The sequence below is a fragment of the Sphingomonas sp. CFBP 13720 genome (genome assembly GCF_014842075.1).
GTDB lineage: Bacteria > Pseudomonadota > Alphaproteobacteria > Sphingomonadales > Sphingomonadaceae > Sphingomonas.
Genome location: NZ_JACYVA010000002.1, coordinates 231,773 through 248,932, shown reverse-complemented (window position 1 = coordinate 248,932; position 17,160 = coordinate 231,773). Strand labels below are relative to the sequence as shown.

Below are 17,160 nucleotides of genomic sequence, written 5' to 3'. Positions count from 1 at the left end.
CGCCATACTGACACCATTGTAAGTAATGGAGCCGGTTATGGCGACGCAGGCGATGAATGCGGACGGGATGGATGTGGTGCAGCCCATGCGGCGCGACTGGCGCACGGCATGGGCCGCGTTGCGGCGGCTGTTGGCCGATGGCAACGATACCGTGCAGGTGTTCCGCATCATGCGCGCGCTCAACGCCGATACCAGCCATCGCAACTATCGGCGGTTGCTGGACGAACCGGGTGGCGGGCGTCTGGCCTATCGCCGGATCGAACTGTCGCAGCGCTTCTCCGATCGCGTTTGGATCGACGCGCTACCCGATGGCAGCGTTGGCGCACAGTATCGCGCGTTCCTCGATCGCACCGGGTTTTCGGCACAGGGGCTGGCCGAGATCAGCTATGCCGATGGCGAGGGCTGGCGCGAGCTGGAGCATCCCGTCGCATGGTTCGGCCGGCGCGAGCGCGACGTGCACGACATCTGGCACATCCTGACCGGCTATACCGCCGAGGAGCATCTGGGCGAGGCATGCCTCGTCGCCTTTTCCTACGCGCAGACCGGTGGCCTGGGCTGGGCGGCGATCGCGCTGGGCGCGATGGTAAAATCGCTGCGCGTCACCGGTGAGCGACGCGTCGCGGCGGCGATCTGGGAAGGATATCGCCATGGTCGCCGCGCGCGGTGGTTGCATGCGGAGGATTACGAAGCCCTGCTGGCCGAACCGATCGACATGGCGCGAAAGCGGTTGGGCATCGCACCGCCCGTCCGGTATCTCGCCGCTCGCTATCGCCTTGCCGAGCAGGGGATCGACGCGATCTGATTATTTGGCGAGCGCGGCGCTGGCCTGTGCCTCGCCCGCGTCGCGCACCGCCTTCGCCCGCGCCTCGGCCTGCTGTTCGACCAGCTTCGCTTCCTCCCGGATCGCTTCGGCCCGCACCTTCAGCCGCTGCGCATCGTAATCGCCGTTCTGACCGGCCTGGTTGAGCAGCTGTTCCGATTCGACCTTCATCTGCGCCGTCTGGTTCTCCGCCGCAGCCTCGATCGCGTCGGCCTGTGCGTCCGCCTGATCGCGCAGCTGTTCGGCGTGCTGCTGCTGCGGCGTCTGCGAGCCACAGGCGGAAACGGCGAAGGCAGCAGCGGCAGCGAGGGCGAAACGGTTCATCTGAAAATCCTGTCGTAATGTCGCTGTGCCAATTCCCAGGCGCGCGGAAAGTTTCGTTGCGCTAACGGTCGCATCGCCATGCTGATACGCCTCACCCTGACCGATTTTCGCAACCACGCTGCCGTCACGCTGGAAGCAGGCAATGGTTTCAATGTGTTGAGCGGTCCCAACGGGGCCGGCAAAACGAATATCCTCGAAGCGATATCGTTACTGGCACCGGGACGAGGATTACGCCGCGCCGCATTGTCCGACATGGCGCGCGAGGGCGGGGCGGGCGGTTTCGGCGTGGCCGCCGAGCTGCCGAACGACGTCCGGTTGGGAACCGGCACCCAATCGGGCAGCCCGGAACGACGTATCGTGCGGGTGAACGGGGCGGGCGCGCCGGCGACCGCGCTGGCGGAATGGCTGTCGATCCTGTGGCTGACCCCGGCGATGGACCGGCTGTTCGTCGAACCAGCCGGCGAGCGGCGGCGCTTTCTCGACCGGCTGACCCTTGCGCTCGATCCGGGGCATGCCGCGCATGCCAGCCGCTATGACGCGGCGATGCGCGAACGCAACCGGTTGCTGGAAGACCCCGCGCCCGACCCCGACTGGCTGGCGGCGCTGGAGGCGCGGATGGTCGAACATGGTCTCGCGCTCGCAGAAGCACGGACGGCGTGCGTCGCGGCGCTCGACGGGCGGATCGCCGATGCGCCGTCCGTCGGGTTTCCACGTGCAGCGTTGCGGCTGGAAGGATGGGCGGGTGACGCCGCCCGGCTCGCCGCCGATCTTCGTGGCGGGCGGTCGCGCGACGCGGCGGCGGGTCGTGCGCTGGCCGGGCCGCACCGTGTCGACCTGATCGTCACTGATCGCGAGCGCGAGGTGCCCGCCGCACGCTGTTCGACCGGGGAGCAAAAGGCGCTGTTGCTTGGACTCGTGCTGGCGCACGCCGAACTGGTCGCGACACGCGCGGATCGTCCGCCGGCGCTGTTGCTGGACGAGGTGGCGGCGCATCTCGACCCGCAACGCCGCGCCGCGCTGTTCGCGCGCGCGGCCGGCATCGGTCAGGTATGGCTGACCGGGACCGAGCCGGGTCTGTTCGATGATATTCCGGGCGACGCGCGCCGGTTCGACATCACCGCCGGACAGGTCGCGGTCGGGCGAAGGCCCTAATAGAAGGTCAGTTCGGCGGGAACGCGCACCGGCACATCGCCCGTCGCCTTCGCATAGGCGGCGGCCACGGCCAGCCCGAGGCCGGCGGTGTGGAACGGTTTGGCGACGCAGCCGACGATCCGGGGATGCTCCGCCGTTTCCGGGCAATTGCCGCTGAGGAACAGGCACGGTACGCCCCGTTCGGCGAGTTGATACGCGACCGCAAGTCCGCTGTCGCCCAGCGCGAGCCGCACGTCGCACAGCGCCAGATCGGGAAGCTCCGCATCGGCCAGCGCCAGTGCCGCCGCCTGCGTATCGGCGATGCCCAGCACGACATGGCCGTGGAGCGTCAGCGCATCCTCGACCAGCATCGCGACCAGCGCCTCGTCCTCGACGATCAGTATCTTCAGGATCTTATCCACGACCGGACATCGGTATCGCGATAGTCAGCACGCCCGCGCCGTCGCGGACCATCGTCGCGCGCAACTGCCGCGACAGGCCCCGAACGATCCGGCTGTCGTCGAGCGCGTCGTGCGGCCGGCCCAGCGCGTCGCCCGCCAGCGCCAGGATCATGCTGTCGTCCTGCACCCCGATCGTCACCCGTTCGAGTAACGCCGCATCGGCGGGCGTCAGCAACGAATGGACCAGCAGCGCGGCGGCGGCGGCCTGTTCGACCGGCAGCGCGGGTGCCTCGGCCGCGTCGATCGCGACTTCGGCACCATCGGCGCGCTCGGCGACGGCGGTGATGAGGCCCGCCATATCGATCCGCGTCGGCGTGTCGGTCGCATAGAGTGGCCGGTGCGCCGCCGCGAGTACTTCCAGCCGGGCAGCGGCGGCGGCGAGCGCGCCGCGCGCCTCGTCACCGGTCACGTCCGCCGCACCCAGCCGCACCACCGCCACCGCCGTCTGCAGCGCGTTGCGCACACGGTGGTTGAGTTCCGCCAGCAACCGTTCGCGCACTGCGATACCGTCCCGCAACTCCGCCTCGATCTTCAGCCGGTATTTGGCGAGGGCTACATAGTGGCTGACGGTGTGCAGGAACGCGAGTTCGTCGGCATCGAACCGGTCGGCCCAGCGCCTTCCGAAGCCGAGCGTGCCGAGCAGGGTCGTGCCGTGGAGCAGCGGCGTGCAGGCATAGGCATCGATCCCCAGATCGCGGACGAATGCGACCATCGGATCGTCCGATGCTTGTATCGCGAACGCTTCCACCGCGCGTCGATCGCGCGCCGCGCACCCGCACACCGCCTGTCCTACCGCAAGCGTCGCTCCCGCCGCCGCTTCCGCCTCGGTCAGTCCGCCATGCGCCGCCAGCACCAGCATCTCGCCGTCCAGCCGGTAGTTGAAAAACACGTCCAGCCGCAGTTCCTGTGCGATCAGCGCGAACAGGCCGTCGACCATGGCGGCCGCATCCTCCGCCGCCAGCAGCCGGTCGGCCGCTTCACCCAGCAGGCGCAAGTGACGGCGCGGCAGACCATCGACGGCGATGTCGCCGGGAACGGGGCCAGCCGGAACGGTTTCGGTCATCTCCCGTGCGATACCGGGACAAGGTAAAGGATTCCATCATGAATTGGATGGAAACGGCCGATATTGACGAGTTTCCCGTTTTCTCCTATATGCCGCAGTGCAGCGACGCTTTTCAGGCAGCGTGATCGGACCATGATTGGTCTCGGCTCCGCGTCGCGGCTCCAACCGGCTTCCCTAGTCACGCGGGTCGCAATTTTTTTGCCCCGCTACCCGTACGCCCATGGCGCGCGGGTGCCGGACCCATTTCAGGAATTTTCATGTCCTTCCAGTCGCTCGGCCTGTCGAAGTCGATCCTCGATGCGCTTGCCGCCAAGAATTACGAAACCCCGACGCCGATTCAGCGCGACGCGATCCCGATCGTGCTCGAAGGTCGCGACCTTCTGGGCATCGCGCAGACCGGCACCGGCAAGACCGCCGCATTCGTGCTGCCGTCGATCGACCTTCTGACCAAGGCGAACGTCCATCGCCGTCCCATGCGTTGCCGCATGCTGGTGCTGGCCCCGACGCGCGAACTGGTCAGCCAGATCGCCGACAATGCCCGCGCCTATGCCAAGCACAGCAAGCTGACCGTCGCGACCGTGTTCGGTGGCGTGCCGGTGCCGCGCAATATCCGTGATGTCGCGCCGGGCGTCGATATCCTCGTTGCCACGCCGGGCCGTCTGCTCGACCTGATCGACCAGCGTTGCCTGGGGCTGGGCGAGCTTGAGATCCTCGTGCTCGACGAAGCCGACCAGATGCTCGACCTGGGCTTCATCCACGCGCTGCGCCGCATCGTGTCGATGGTGCCGAAGTCGCGCCAGACGCTGTTCTTTTCGGCGACGATGCCCAAGGACATTCGCGAGCTGGCCGACAAGTATCTGACCGATCCGGCGACCGTCGCGGTGACGCCGGTGTCGTCGACCGCCGAACGCGTCGAGCAATATGTCACGCACGTCCAGCAGGCTGAAAAGCAGACGCTGCTCACCATGTTCTTCCGCAATACGAAGATCGACCGCGCGCTGGTGTTCACCCGCACCAAGCACGGCGCTGACCGCGTCGTGAAGCTGCTGGCCGCCAACGGCATCCAGTCGAATGCGATCCACGGCAACAAGTCGCAGCCGCAGCGCGAAAAGGCGCTGGCCGCGTTCCGCAACGGCACCGTGCCGATCATGGTCGCGACCGACATCGCCGCACGCGGCATCGACGTGTCGGGCGTCAGCCATGTCGTGAACTTCGAACTGCCCAACGTGTCCGAACAATATGTCCATCGCATTGGCCGCACCGCGCGCGCCGGGGCGTCGGGCGTGGCGTTCAGCTTCTGCGCCGATGACGAGCGTCCGTTCCTGAAGGGGATCGAACGGCTGACCAAGCAGAAGATCGATGTCGTGCCGTTGCCGGAGGACTTCGTCGAACAGGGTGCCAAGATCAAGGCGAGCCGCGCGCCCTATGCCCCCGACCGGCCCGAGCGTGCTCCGGGCGAGCGTGGCCCGGCCCGTCCGCGCGCGACGCATGCCCATGGTGCGAAGCCTGCCGGTGGCGGTCGTGGCGGACCGGTCGGCAACCCGTCGCGCGGTGGCCAGCCGCAGCGCGCCGAGGGACAGGGTGGCGGTCGTCCGCCGCGCGAAGGCGGCGCCGGTCGTCCGGCGGGCGCAGGCGGCAACGGCGGTGGTCGCGGTCGTGGCGGTCGCGGCCGTGGCGGTGCGCCGCGCGCCTCGGCGTAACGGTCCGGTTCCTCCCCGGGGCAACCCCCGGGGAGGAACGCCTGCCTATAGTTCCCGCAGCGCCCGTGCGGGCCGCGCGCCCAGAATTGGCAGCGCGCCGAGCACGCCGATCCCGATCGTGATGCCTGCGCCTACCGCCAGCGTCGCCGCGACCGCACCATAGTCCGGCAACCAGTCGAACCCGAACATCCAGGTCACGACATACCATCCCCCGCCCAGTCCGATCGCCGCCGCCAGTCCGGCGAGGATCGTCGCCAGCACCAGATATTCGATCGTCTGCGTCGCAAGGATCTGCGCGCGCGTCGCGCCCAGCGTCTTCAGGATCACGCTGTCATAGGTCCGCGTTTCGCGCGCTGCGGTGATGGCACCGATCAGCACCGCGATGCCGGCAAGGATTGCGATCCCCGCCGCCGCCGCGATCGCCGTCGCCATCTGCGACACGACCGTGCGGACCTGTCCGATGACCTCGCGGACCTCCACGACCGACGTCGACGGGAATGCGGATGCCAGCGCTCGGGTCGTCGCGCGTTCGCGGCCCAGCGGCATCGTCACCGTCGCCGCCAGATTGTGCGGCACGTCCGACAGGGCGTTGGGCGAGAACACCATGACGAAATTGAACCCCAGCGTGTCCCATTCGATCTTGCGGAACGATGCGATGCGCGCGGTGCGTTCCTGTCCCGCGACGCTGATCGTCAGCGGATCGCCTAGCTTCAGCGCCAGCGCCTCCGCCATGCGTTCGTCGACCGACACCAGCGGCGGCCCGGCATAGTTCGCCGGCCACCATCGGCCCCGCGCGATCGCGCTGCCCGTCGGCAAGGTATCGGAAAAGGTCAGGCCGCGTTCGCCGCGCAACGCCCATGCGCCTTCGGGAATGGTCTTCAGATCGGCGACGCGCGTGGTGCCATAGGCGGTGATCGTCCCTCGCATCAACGGCGCGGTCGCAACCTCCGCATCGGCCTGTATCCCGCGCACGATCCGGCGGAAATCGCCGTCGCGTTCGGGGGGGACGTCGAGCGCGATCAGCGCGGGCGCGCGCGCGGGAACGGTGCGCGCGATATTCGCGTCGAGGCTGGTGCGGATCGCGGCCAGGAGCACGAACAGCGTCAGGCCGAGGCCGAGCGCCACGACCAGCGCCCCGGTACGCGCACCGGGTCGGTGAAGTCCGGCGATCGCCAGCCGCCACAACGGCGCACGCGGTCGGGGCAGGCGCGCCGCCGCCCAGCGGATCGCCTGTCCCAGCGCGGCGAGGATCAGCAACAACCCGGCGGCGGCGGCAAGGAACGCTGCGCCGAACCATGGCCGCTCGCTGGTCGTCAGCACCAGCAGGACGACACCGGCAAACGCCGCCCCCATCCATAGCGCCGATCGCCAGCGCGGCGCATGTCGTCCGTCGAGCGCACCGCGCAGCAACCCCGCCGCCGGCACCGCGCCCGCCGCCAGCAGCGGCGGCGCGGCAAAGGCCAGCGCGATCAGCAGGCCGTAAGCGGCGGCCTGGGCAAGCGGCAGAAGATGGATCGCGAACGCGGGGGCCACGGGCAGCACGTCCCCTGCCAGCGCGACCAGCAACGGCACGGCGGCGATACCGATAGCAAGCCCGATCGCGATACCGACCGCCGACACCGCCACGATCTGCAACAGATAGACGCGGGCGATCAGGCCCGATGTCGCGCCCAGCACTTTCAATGTGGCGATGCTGGAACGCCGGGTCGACAGATACGAGCTGACGCCGTTGCCGACGCCGATCCCGGCGATCACCAGCGCGGTCAGCCCGACGAGGATCAGGAATTCGCCCATCCGCGACAGGAACCGGTCGGCACCCGGCGACGCCCGGTCGCGCGTGCGTGTTTCCCAGCCCTGTGTCGGATACCGTTCGGTAAACGCCTTGATCGCGGCATCGGGGACATAGGCCGACGCGATGCGGTATTTGCTTTCGTACAGGCTACCCGGCGCGATCAGCCGGGTGCGGGCCAGTCCGTCGACCGACACCAGCGCGACCGCTCCAAGGGTGAAGCCTTCGCTGAGCCGGTCGGGTTCGTCGGCGATAATCCCGGCGACCGTGAACCGCGCGGTGCCGAAGCGGAGTTGTCCGCCCGGTGCGACCTTCAGCCGTTCGGCCAGCGCCGGTCCGATATAGGTCTGCGTCGGCGACAGCGGTCGGGCGGTGCCCGATCGCAGCGTCAGCGTGCCGTACAGCGGATAGACGGCATCCACCGCCTTCAGTTCGATCGGCGCGGTGTCGCCGCCGGGGGCGGCCGCCATCGACTGCATGCGCAGCGTTTCCGACACCGTGCCCAATCGGGCCATCGATCGCCGTTCGGTCGCATCGGCGGTGCGTTGCGACACCGACAGTTCGATGTCACCGCCCAGCAGCGACTGGCCGCGTGACGCAAGCTCGCCAGTGATCGCGCGGGTCAGGCTGCCGATCGCCGCCAGCGCCCCGACGCCGAGGATCAGACAGGCGAGCAACAGCCGCAGTCCGCGAAACCGCGCATCCAGTTCGCGCCGCGCGAAGCGCCATGCCAGCCGCCATTCGCTCACGATGCGGATGCGCCGGTATCGCGCGCGATCCGCCCGTCGGCCAGTTCGACCACCCGGTCGCAGCGTTCCGCCAGCACGGGATCATGCGTGATGACCAGCAGCGTCGCGTTGGTCGCGGCACGGCGTTCGAACAACAGGTCCATGATCTGTTGCCCCGTCGTGCGATCGAGGTTGCCGGTCGGTTCGTCGGCGAACACCAGCGCGGGACGACCGGCGAGCGCGCGGGCGATCGCCACACGCTGCTGCTCCCCACCCGACAATTGCGTCGGATAATGCGTCAGGCGATGGGCGAGGCCGACCGAGACCAGTTCGGCTTCCGCACGGGCAAAGGCATCGGCGACGCCGGCCAGTTCCATCGGCACGGCGACGTTCTCCAGCGCCGTCATCGTCGGCAGCAGATGGAATGCCTGTAACACGATGCCGATCCGTCCGCGCCGCGCGCGCGCCAGATCGTCCTCACCCAACTTGCCGAAATCGAGGCCGTCGATCCGGACCTGTCCGCCGCTCGCGCGCTCCAGCCCCGACAGGACGGCCATCAGCGACGACTTGCCCGACCCCGACGCACCGAGCAGCGCGACGCTGCTTCCCGCCGCGACCGACAGGTCGATGCCGTGCAGGATCGGCGTCGCGGCGTCGCCTTCGCCCAGCGTCAGGGTGACACCGCGCGCGTCGATGACCATATCGTCGGAATTGGATTGCATGGGAAAGACGCCGGTGAAGAAGCAGGGATCAGTCACATATGCGGGCGCGCTCGCCATTCTCCAAGGCGGGATGCTGCTCGGCGGGTGCGGCGGACCCGATCTGTCCGAAGGCGAAACGCGGCCGGCGGTGAATGCGACCGAATCGGCAACCCCGGCGGCGGCCGCTACCCGGACGGCGACGGTCGCCGGACCGGAACGGCTGGTGCTGGCGTTCGGTGACAGCCTGTACGCCGGATACGGCCTCGCGCGTGGCGACAGCCTGCCCGACGATCTGCAGGACGGGTTGCGTGCCGCAGGAATCAACGCCCGCGTCGTCAATGCGGGTATTTCGGGCGATACCAGCGCGGCGGGACGGCAACGGCTGGCCTATACGCTCGACCGGCTGGATCGGAAGCCCGACCTCGTCCTGCTTGGGCTGGGCGGCAACGACCTGTTGCGGCAACTACCCACCAGCGAGACACGGGCGAATTTTACGGCGATGCTCGACGAGCTCGAACGGCGCGACATTCCGGTGATCCTGACCGGCATGATGGCCCCGCCGAATCTCGGTCCCGATTATGCGGGCCAGTTCAACCGTATCTGGCCGGACATGGCCAAGCGATACGACGCGGTGCTCGATCCGTTCATTCTGGCGGGCGTGATCGGCAACCGTCAGTTGATGCTGCCCGACGGCGTCCATCCCAATGCGCAGGGCGTCGACCGCATCGCTGCACGGCTCACCCCCGTCGTCGCGGCGCGGCTGTCGAAACTATAGGAAGGGAAGTGGTGCCCGGAGACGGATTCGAACCGCCGACACTGCGATTTTCAGTCGCATGCTCTACCAACTGAGCTATCCGGGCCTTCCGGCGGACCGGAGAGAGGGCGCTGTTAGCCGCGCGGATCGCGGCTGTCCAGCCCGGTTTCGTCGTTTTCGTGTGGCGATGCCGCCGGGCCGGGAATCCGGTAGCCTTCGCCCAGCCAGTTGAGCAGGTCGCGGTCGCGACAACCACGGCTGCAAAACGGGGCGTGGTCCACATGGGCCGGGGCGGCGCACAGCGGACAGGGTTTACGGGAAGCGGGCCTGGACATGTCCGGCCGATATGGCGAGCAGCGGTTCGGCCCGCAAGATAAGCGGCGCGCCCGTGGTGCGTTCCACGGTGCCGATCCAGTCTGGACGCGCCGCGATTGCCGCGATGACCGCCGGATGCGCGGTGAGCGTTCGTTCGCCGGCGCCGCCGGTCCGTTCCGCCTGTCGCAGCAGCGCACGAGCATGCGCGGGCACTTGCACGAACAGTTCGGGGAGCGAGGCGCGGGTCCGCCGTCGCACGATCTGAAGGAAGCCGAAGCCGTTGACGGCGGTACGTTCGAACGGTTGCGGAAGGACGGCGTCGATCGCCTCCGCCGCTGCGATCCGCACCGCCTTGTCCCCAACGGTGGGCAGGTCGATGCCGATCGATCCGGCAAGGTCGAGCCGCGCGATCGCCGCGCCCGCCGCGCGCGCACCGGCGATGCACAGATCGGCGGGGGCCAGTTCGCCGTCGATGTCGATCAGCGTCATGGCCGGGGTCAGCGCGATGCTGAGCGCGCCGCCCGGAAAAGCGACCTGTCGCGTCGACGCTTCCTCGATCAGCATCGCCCAGCCCGCATCGCCCAGCACATCGCGGTCGAACGGCCCCATGATCCGCGCGCCGGGCAGGTCGGCGATCGACGGCGCATCGCCCGGCGCCGCGTCGGGGGCGGCGGGACGGGCACGGGCGCGCTTGGGCTTGCCGGGTTCGTCGAGGGCGGGGCGGGTGATCTCGATCCGCAACAGGCCGCCTTCGGTCACGGCGCGGGGCAGGGGGGCGAGCAGCGCCTCGCCATCGTCCCATGCGACGATGCCTTCGTTCCGTACCGTCATGCGGCGGACCAGACGCGCCGTCAGGATCGTGCCGGCGCGCAGCGCGTCGTCGGGTTCGATCCGTGCCTCGACGATCGCGCCATCGACAATCCGCGTGGCGCGGACCTCACCGATGCCGCGCTCGACGCACCAGTCAGCCAAGCGGTACGCCCGCCGTTTCCAGCAGCGCGCGCGTGTCGTACAGCGGCAGGCCGATCACGCCCGAATGGCTGCCGGCCAGCGTGCGGACGAACGCCTCCGCCCGGCCCTGGATCGCATAGCCACCCGCTTTCCCCAGTCCTTCGCCACAGGCGAGGTACGCATCGATTTCGCGTGTTTCCAGCCGCTTGAACGTGACGACGGTATCGCACACCCGGATGCGCGCCTGTCCGTCGGGCATCAGCAGGCAGACCGCCGTGATGCAATGATGGCGGCGACCCGACAACAGCGACAGCAGGTCGCGCTGCACGTCGGGCGTCATCGCGGGGGGAAGAATACGGCGGCCGACCGCGATGGTGGTATCGGCGGCCAGCACCGCCGTGCCGTCGACCGGACCGATCGCGCGCGCCTTCGCCTCGGCAAGGCGCAGCGCATAGGGGCGCGGAAGTTCGCCCTTCAACGGCGTCTCGTCGATGTCGGGTGCCACGACCCGATCGGGCACGGCACCGATCCGCGCGAGAAGATCGCGCCGACGCGGCGAGGTGGAGGCGAGGATCAGACGCATGGCCGCTGCCACTTCCGGCCGCGTACCGCTTACTTGAAGCGGTAGGTGATGCGACCCTTGGTCAGGTCATAGGGGGTCAGTTCGACGAGCACCTCGTCGCCCACCAGCACGCGGATGCGGTTCTTGCGCATCTTGCCGGCGGTATGCCCCAGAATCTCGTGATCGTTCTCGAGCCGGACGCGGAACATCGCGTTGGGCAACAGCTCGACCACCTGGCCGCGCATTTCGAGAAGTTCTTCCTTCGCCAAACAAATACCTCGTATGAAAACGTCCGCGCGGGGTTCCCGGGCGGCACCCCATACGCGCGAACGGCAAAAAAGGAAAGCATCATGCACCCGCCGCGCGCATTGCACGGCCGGTCGTGGGCTAAACCCGATATGGGCGGGCGGCCGTACGTTGGCAAGCATGCCGATCCGCCGTCAGGCCGGATTATGCACCTTCAGGAAATCGGCCATCGCCTTCAGGAATTGCAGCCGGTCTTCGCCACGGCTGAAGAAATGGTCGCCCAGCGGCTGTTCGATATATTGATGCGGCTTGCCCGCGCGGCGCAGTTCGGACGCCAGCATGCGCGACTGGTTCACCGGCACGCGCTTGTCGAGTTTGCCGTGCAACAGCAGGATCGGTGTCGAAAAGCTTGCCGCGCCGAAGCGGGGCGAGATCGCCTTGAAATCGGGAGCCTGTTGCCGCAGCCAGTCGCCGATCGCGCGGCCGTTGAGGAACTGGCCGTCATATTTGCGCAGCGTTTCGAGGTCGGAGACGCCGGCATAGGACACGGCACATCGATACAGCGCGCCGTCACGCTGCGCCGCGCGCATCGCGGCATAGCCGCCATAGGACGCGCCGACCATGCAGACGCGTTTGGGATCGGCAATGCCTTCCTTCGCCAGATGCGTGACGGCATCGTTCAGATCGTCCTGCATCTTGAGGCCCCATTCGCCGGCCCCCTTGCGTGAAAAGACCTCGCCATAGCCCGACGACCCGCGATAATTGGGCTGGATCACGACATAGCCCAGCTCCGCCAGATATTGCGACCACCAGTCCCAGCCTTCGCTGTCGCGCGCCGCCGGGCCGCCGTGCGGCATGACGATCAGCGGCAGGTTCTTCTGACCCACACGGTGGCGCGGCATGGTCAGCACCGATTCGATCGACGTGCCGTCGCGCGCGGCATAGCGGATCGTGGTCACCGGGGAGAGGACGCGCGCCTGCAGGCTGCTGCTGTTCCACGCGATGCGTTGCATGCGATCGCCCGCGCTGTCCCAGTAATAGAGCGCGCCAGCCTGCGACGGCGATCCGACCTCGATCAGGAAGCGGGTGCGCGCCTGGTTCCACGACACGATCCGCGCCCGGCGGCTGCCGACCGCCTTGTCGACATGGCCCTGCAAGGTCTTGAGCGTTTCATCGAACCAGACGGCACGGCTGTAGCGATCGGTGACCGCGACGCCGGCGATGTCGTTTTCCGCCGCATTGTCGAAGATCGAATCAACGTCATATCCATCGAGCGAATACAGCTTCTTGACCGGCGCGAGATCGGGCAGCGACACCTGATAGACGGCGGTGTAGCCGTCGGCATCGTCGAAAGCGATCGCGGTGCCATCGGTGCGGAAGGTGAGCGGGATGGTCAACCCGTCGCTGTCCTTGCGCGTCTTGCGGGCGATGACGCGAAACGATTCGGCATTGTTCGCGCGGTAGAGCAGCGCCGATTTGCGCACGGCATCGTCATATCGATACGCCGCGCGCACCTGTCCGTTGCCGTCGGCATACCAGTCGCGGACATTGGGAATGCCGGATGCGACCCGGCGCGACTTGCCGGTCGATACATCGACCTCGAATACCGAAGGGTTCCAGTCGTCTTCCGCATCGATCCCGGTCTGACGCGACAGGAGGATGCGCGGCGTTCCGTCCTTCGCGGTCCACAGCACGTCGTCGGCGCGCAGCCCGGATTTGTCCCAGGCGATGCGGTTCACCGTCTTCATGTCCGCGCTCAACCCGATCACGCGGGTGACGTACACATCGATGCCGTACAGCTTCATCTGCGTGCCGACACCGATGACCAGCCAGCCGTCATTGACCCACCGCCACCAGTTGATGTCCAGATCGTCGCCCGCGCCCAGCGAGCGCGGTGCGCCGCCGCCGAACAGCGGCGTCACGACCAGCGTCTGTTTTCCGCCGATCACATGTTTCGACACCACCAGCGTACCGTCGGGCGACAGCTTCGGCGTTTCGATCGCGGGGGGTGCGGCGAATACCTCCACTGGGATCGGCGCGCTTGCGGCGGGCGGAGTCGGGGTCGCCTGCGGCGGCATTCCGGCGAATGCGGTTCCGGCGACGGCCAGCCCCAACAGCAATCCATAACGCATCGACGTCGATCTCCCCCCGTACGGCCGGGAGCGGTCCGATGCCCCGGCGACGTCGCAGCCCCCCGCGCGTCGCGGCGGTTGTGAAACGGCTTGGGACGGAGTGCAATCGTCTTACGGTATGTGGCGCTCGGGTTGAGCGGGTCGGGCAGATCGGCTGGCAGTGCGGCGGGTCAACAGGCCGTTCGTACCGTTTGAGGGCCGATGCGCCAAAAAGGACCGTGCGGGTTCCACGAACCGATCGAAGCACGGCATGTCGGCCGGCCGCCGCCCATCGCGACCGGCCATCGATCCTATCCCGCGCCGCCGCCCGCCAGCGCGGTCAGCAACAGCAACGCCACGATATTGGTGATCTTGATCATCGGATTGACCGCCGGGCCGGCGGTGTCCTTGTACGGATCGCCGACGGTATCGCCGGTGATCGCCGCCTTGTGTGCTTCCGATCCCTTGCCGCCGTGATTGCCGTCCTCGATATATTTCTTGGCATTGTCCCATGCGCCGCCGCCGCTGGTCATCGAAATCGCGACGAACAGCCCCGACACGATCACGCCCAGCAGCATCGCGCCCAGCGTCGCGAAGCCCTGCGCCTGTCCGGCGACCCACGTCATGACGTAATAGACCGCGATCGGCGACAAGACCGGCAGCAGCGAGGGGACGATCATCTCACGGATCGCGGCGCGGGTGACGATATCGACGGTGCGGCCGTAATCGGGGCGGCTGGTGCCCGCCATGATGCCGGGATCGTCGCGGAACTGTGCGCGGACATCCTCCACCACCGATCCCGCCGCACGACCGACCGCCGTCATGCCGAACGCCCCGAACAGGTACGGCAGCAGCGCGCCCAGCAGCAGCCCGACGATGACGTACGGGTTGGACAGCGAAAAATCGACGGTCAGGTCGGGAAAGAACAGTTTCAGATCGGTGGTGTACGCCCCGAACAGCACCAGCGCCGCCAGTGCCGCCGACCCGATCGCATAGCCCTTCGTCACCGCCTTCGTCGTGTTGCCGACCGCGTCCAGCGCGTCGGTGCGGTGGCGCACCTCGTCCGGAAGGTTCGCCATTTCGGCGATGCCGCCGGCATTGTCGGTGACCGGGCCGTACGCGTCGAGCGCGACGACCATGCCGGCCAGCGCCAGCAGCGCGGTGGCGGCGAACGCGACGCCGATGATCCCCGCCAGCTGGTACGACGCGATCACCGCGATCACGATCACCAGCGTCGGCAGCGCAGTCGATTCAAGGCTGATCGCAAGCCCCTGGATCACGTTGGTGCCGTGGCCGGTGACGCTGGCCTTCGCGATCGATTTGACCGGGCGATAGGCGGTGCCGGTGTAATATTCGGTGATCCACACCAGCGCCCCGGTGACGCCTAGCCCGATCATCATGCACCAGAACAGGTCCATCCCGGTGAACGCCTGTCCGCTGACCGCTGCCGCCTGCGAACCCGCCGCGCCCTCCACGGTCAGCGTATCGCCTGCGGGGTCGAGGAACCCGGCACCGCCGATGACCGCGTTCAGGTCGCCCAGCGTTTGTTGGCTGACCAGATAGATCGCCGGGATGGCGAGGATGACGGTGGTCCAGAAACCCTTGTACAGCGCCCCCATGATCGATCCACGCCCCAGCCGGACCATATAGGTCCCGACGATCGAGGTCAGGATACACACACCGCCGACGATCAGCGGCAGCGCCATCAGCCGCAGCAATTGTTCGGGCGGTGCCTGTACCAGCAGCGCGATCGACACCATGGTCAGGCCGATGGTGACGACATAGGTTTCGAACAGATCAGCAGCCATGCCTGCGCAATCGCCGACATTGTCGCCGACATTGTCGGCGATGACGGCGGGGTTGCGCGGATCGTCCTCCGGGATGCCCGCTTCCACCTTGCCCACCAGATCGGCACCGACGTCCGCCGCCTTGGTAAAGATGCCGCCGCCCAGCCGCGCGAAGATCGAGATGAGCGATGCGCCGAACGCCAGCGCGGTCAACGCCTCGACGATCTCGCGGTCGCCCGGACCGTGACCGGCGATGGCGACCAGATACCAGAACACACCCGCGATCGACAGTAGCCCCAGCCCGGCGACCAGCATGCCGGTGATCGCGCCGGATCGGAACGCCAGCGTCAGCCCGCCCTGAAGACTGCCGCGCGCTGCTTCTGCCGTGCGGACGTTCGCCCGCACCGATATCTCCATGCCGACATAGCCGGCCACGCCCGACAGGATCGCGCCGATCAGGAAGGCGACGGTCGACAACGGGCCGAGGGTCGGGAACAACAGGATGGCGACGATGACGCCGACGATCGCGATGGTGCGATATTGCCGGCCCAGATAGGCCTTGGCCCCTTCCTGGATCGCGGCGGCAATATCCTGCATCCGGGCGTCGCCGGGCGATGCGCGCAGCACCTGGATGCTGGTGACAATGCCGTACAGCACCGCGACCACGCCGCAAAGCATGGCAAGATAGACGAACGTCATGCGCCAAATCCCCTCCTGTGGAGGATCGCCCGGCTGTGTCGTCGGGTCGAACCCAGTGCGCGGCAGCTTATGCGGATGGGGAAACGGCGCAAGGGGCAAGATCGCCTTCGACGTAGCGAAGACCGGTCAGCCATGGGTATAACCGAGCCGATCAGGCAGGGGCACCGGGGTGCCATCCTGTACCAGCGTCAATCCGCTGCCCGCCGCGAACGTGCCGACGCGCGTCGCGCCGACCGGCGGCACCGTATCGACGGGACAGGCGAACAACAGTTCGTAATCGTCGCCGGCCGTCGCCGCCGCCAGCGCGTCGTGGCCGAACGCGACCAGCTCCGGCGATAGCGGCACGGCGGCCATATCGACTCTCACGGCCAGCCCGCTCGCCGCCGCCATACGCGCCGCATCGATCAGCAGGCCGTCCGACACGTCCATCATCGCGTGCACCACGGGTGCCAGCGCGCATCCTTCGGCGAGACGGGGTTCGGGGCGGCGATACCGCGCCAGCAACCGCGACGGACCCGCCGCACCTTGCGCGATCGCCAGCCCTGCGCCGGCATCGCCGATCGTCCCCGTCACCCACAACGCGTCGCCCGCGCATGCGCCGTCGCGGCGAGGCGCGTTCTGCGCGCGCCCGATCGCGGTCAGCGACAACATGCGCGGCGCACCGACGGGCAACCGCACCGTATCGCCCCCCAGCAACGGGCAGTCGAACCGCCGCAACACGACATCAAGTCCGCTCAGGAACGCACGGTCCCACGCATCCTCGCCGACCGGATAGCCGAGCATCGCTCCCACCGGCGTCGCGCCCTTTGCCGCCAGATCGGACAGGTTGGTCGCTACCAGCTTCCACGCGACGTCCTTCGCCGGATCGGTATCGAGGAAATGAACGCCCTGCACGATCATGTCCTTGGTCAGGATCAGGTCGCCCAAATGCGCGGTATCGTCGCGCAGGTCGTGCGCGGCGGCGTGAAGGGGCAGGGTACGCAGCGCGGCGACGAAGTCGGCTTCGGTCATCCCCGCG

The 17,160-nt window shown here is 68.0% G+C and carries 16 protein-coding genes and 1 tRNA gene; 4 read left to right on the top strand and 13 right to left on the bottom strand.

Translation table 11 applies throughout. From position 1 onward, the window contains the following. Nucleotides 1-37: 37 nt before the first annotated feature. Nucleotides 38-802 carry a ubiquinone biosynthesis protein COQ4 gene (locus tag IFT55_RS06300; RefSeq protein ID WP_249403630.1) on the top strand — a complete coding sequence of 255 codons (765 nt, stop codon included), beginning with the start codon at nt 38-40 and terminating at the stop codon, nt 800-802. Here the strand turns inward: IFT55_RS06300 and IFT55_RS06295 are convergent, their stop codons facing one another. Next, complete coding sequence (locus IFT55_RS06295; RefSeq protein WP_192090167.1) at nt 803-1,144, bottom strand: hypothetical protein; 342 nt, start codon at nt 1,142-1,144, stop codon at nt 803-805. A gap of 78 nt (nt 1,145-1,222) precedes the next feature. Here IFT55_RS06295 and recF point away from each other — a divergent pair, with 78 nt between their 5' ends. Further along, nucleotides 1,223-2,296, top strand: a complete 1,074-nt coding sequence (gene recF, locus IFT55_RS06290; protein WP_192090166.1) for a DNA replication/repair protein RecF — start codon at nt 1,223-1,225, stop codon at nt 2,294-2,296. Here the strand turns inward: recF and IFT55_RS06285 are convergent. Both IFT55_RS06285 and IFT55_RS06280 read right to left on the bottom strand, forming a co-directional pair. Next, nucleotides 2,293-2,697, bottom strand: a complete 405-nt coding sequence (locus IFT55_RS06285; RefSeq protein ID WP_192090165.1) for a response regulator — start codon at nt 2,695-2,697, stop codon at nt 2,293-2,295. The genes recF and IFT55_RS06285 overlap by 4 nt on opposite strands. Next, a complete protein-coding gene (locus tag IFT55_RS06280) occupies nt 2,690-3,799 on the bottom strand; it encodes a histidine kinase dimerization/phosphoacceptor domain -containing protein (protein WP_192090164.1) in 1,110 nt (369 codons plus the stop codon). Before IFT55_RS06280 ends, IFT55_RS06285 begins: the two co-directional genes overlap by 8 nt. Before the next feature lie 257 nt (nt 3,800-4,056). Between IFT55_RS06280 and IFT55_RS06275 the strand changes: the two genes are divergently transcribed. Continuing rightward, nucleotides 4,057-5,499 (top strand): DEAD/DEAH box helicase, encoded by a 1,443-nt coding sequence (locus tag IFT55_RS06275; RefSeq protein ID WP_192090163.1) that lies wholly within the window; start codon nt 4,057-4,059, stop codon nt 5,497-5,499. A gap of 45 nt (nt 5,500-5,544) precedes the next feature. Here IFT55_RS06275 and IFT55_RS06270 read toward each other — a convergent pair whose 3' ends face one another. Both IFT55_RS06270 and IFT55_RS06265 read right to left on the bottom strand, forming a co-directional pair. After that, a complete protein-coding gene (locus tag IFT55_RS06270; protein WP_342029243.1) occupies nt 5,545-8,037 on the bottom strand; it encodes an ABC transporter permease in 2,493 nt (830 codons plus the stop codon). Further along, nucleotides 8,034-8,738 carry an ABC transporter ATP-binding protein gene (locus IFT55_RS06265; RefSeq protein ID WP_249403629.1) on the bottom strand — a complete coding sequence of 235 codons (705 nt, stop codon included), beginning with the start codon at nt 8,736-8,738 and terminating at the stop codon, nt 8,034-8,036. The genes IFT55_RS06270 and IFT55_RS06265 overlap by 4 nt, the downstream gene beginning before the upstream one ends. Between IFT55_RS06265 and IFT55_RS06260 the strand changes: the two genes are divergently transcribed. Beyond that, the gene (locus IFT55_RS06260; RefSeq protein ID WP_249403628.1) at nt 8,737-9,492 is read left to right on the top strand and encodes an arylesterase; all 756 of its coding nucleotides are present in this window, start codon (nt 8,737-8,739) and stop codon (nt 9,490-9,492) included. The two genes, IFT55_RS06265 and IFT55_RS06260, sit on opposite strands and share 2 nt — an antisense overlap. Nucleotides 9,493-9,501: 9 nt before the next feature. On the opposite strand, the gene IFT55_RS06255 is transcribed toward IFT55_RS06260, so the two are convergent. The 8 genes from IFT55_RS06255 to thiL form a co-directional block, all read right to left on the bottom strand. Beyond that, nucleotides 9,502-9,577: transfer RNA gene (locus tag IFT55_RS06255), tRNA-Phe, on the bottom strand. A 28-nt stretch (nt 9,578-9,605) separates the two neighbouring features. Then, nucleotides 9,606-9,806: a DNA gyrase inhibitor YacG gene (locus tag IFT55_RS06250; protein ID WP_192090162.1), complete on the bottom strand. Its 201-nt coding sequence runs from the start codon at nt 9,804-9,806 to the stop codon at nt 9,606-9,608. Continuing rightward, nucleotides 9,784-10,758, bottom strand: a complete 975-nt coding sequence (locus tag IFT55_RS06245; protein ID WP_192090160.1) for a ribonuclease — start codon at nt 10,756-10,758, stop codon at nt 9,784-9,786. The genes IFT55_RS06250 and IFT55_RS06245 overlap by 23 nt, the downstream gene beginning before the upstream one ends. Beyond that, nucleotides 10,751-11,320, bottom strand: a complete 570-nt coding sequence (locus tag IFT55_RS06240) for a Maf family protein (RefSeq protein ID WP_192090159.1) — start codon at nt 11,318-11,320, stop codon at nt 10,751-10,753. The genes IFT55_RS06245 and IFT55_RS06240 overlap by 8 nt, the downstream gene beginning before the upstream one ends. Nucleotides 11,321-11,349: 29 nt before the next feature. Beyond that, the gene (infA, locus tag IFT55_RS06235) at nt 11,350-11,568 is read right to left on the bottom strand and encodes a translation initiation factor IF-1 (protein ID WP_003049127.1); all 219 of its coding nucleotides are present in this window, start codon (nt 11,566-11,568) and stop codon (nt 11,350-11,352) included. A 171-nt stretch (nt 11,569-11,739) separates the two neighbouring features. Next, nucleotides 11,740-13,677 (bottom strand): alpha/beta hydrolase family protein, encoded by a 1,938-nt coding sequence (locus IFT55_RS06230; protein WP_192090158.1) that lies wholly within the window; start codon nt 13,675-13,677, stop codon nt 11,740-11,742. 290 nt (nt 13,678-13,967) lie between these two features. Next, entirely contained in the window at nt 13,968-16,142 is a 2,175-nt protein-coding gene (locus IFT55_RS06225; protein WP_192090156.1) for a sodium-translocating pyrophosphatase, read from the bottom strand. 126 nt (nt 16,143-16,268) lie between these two features. Next, nucleotides 16,269-17,153, bottom strand: a complete 885-nt coding sequence (gene thiL / locus IFT55_RS06220) for a thiamine-phosphate kinase (RefSeq protein ID WP_192090155.1) — start codon at nt 17,151-17,153, stop codon at nt 16,269-16,271. Between the last annotated feature and the right edge of the window lie 7 nt (nt 17,154-17,160).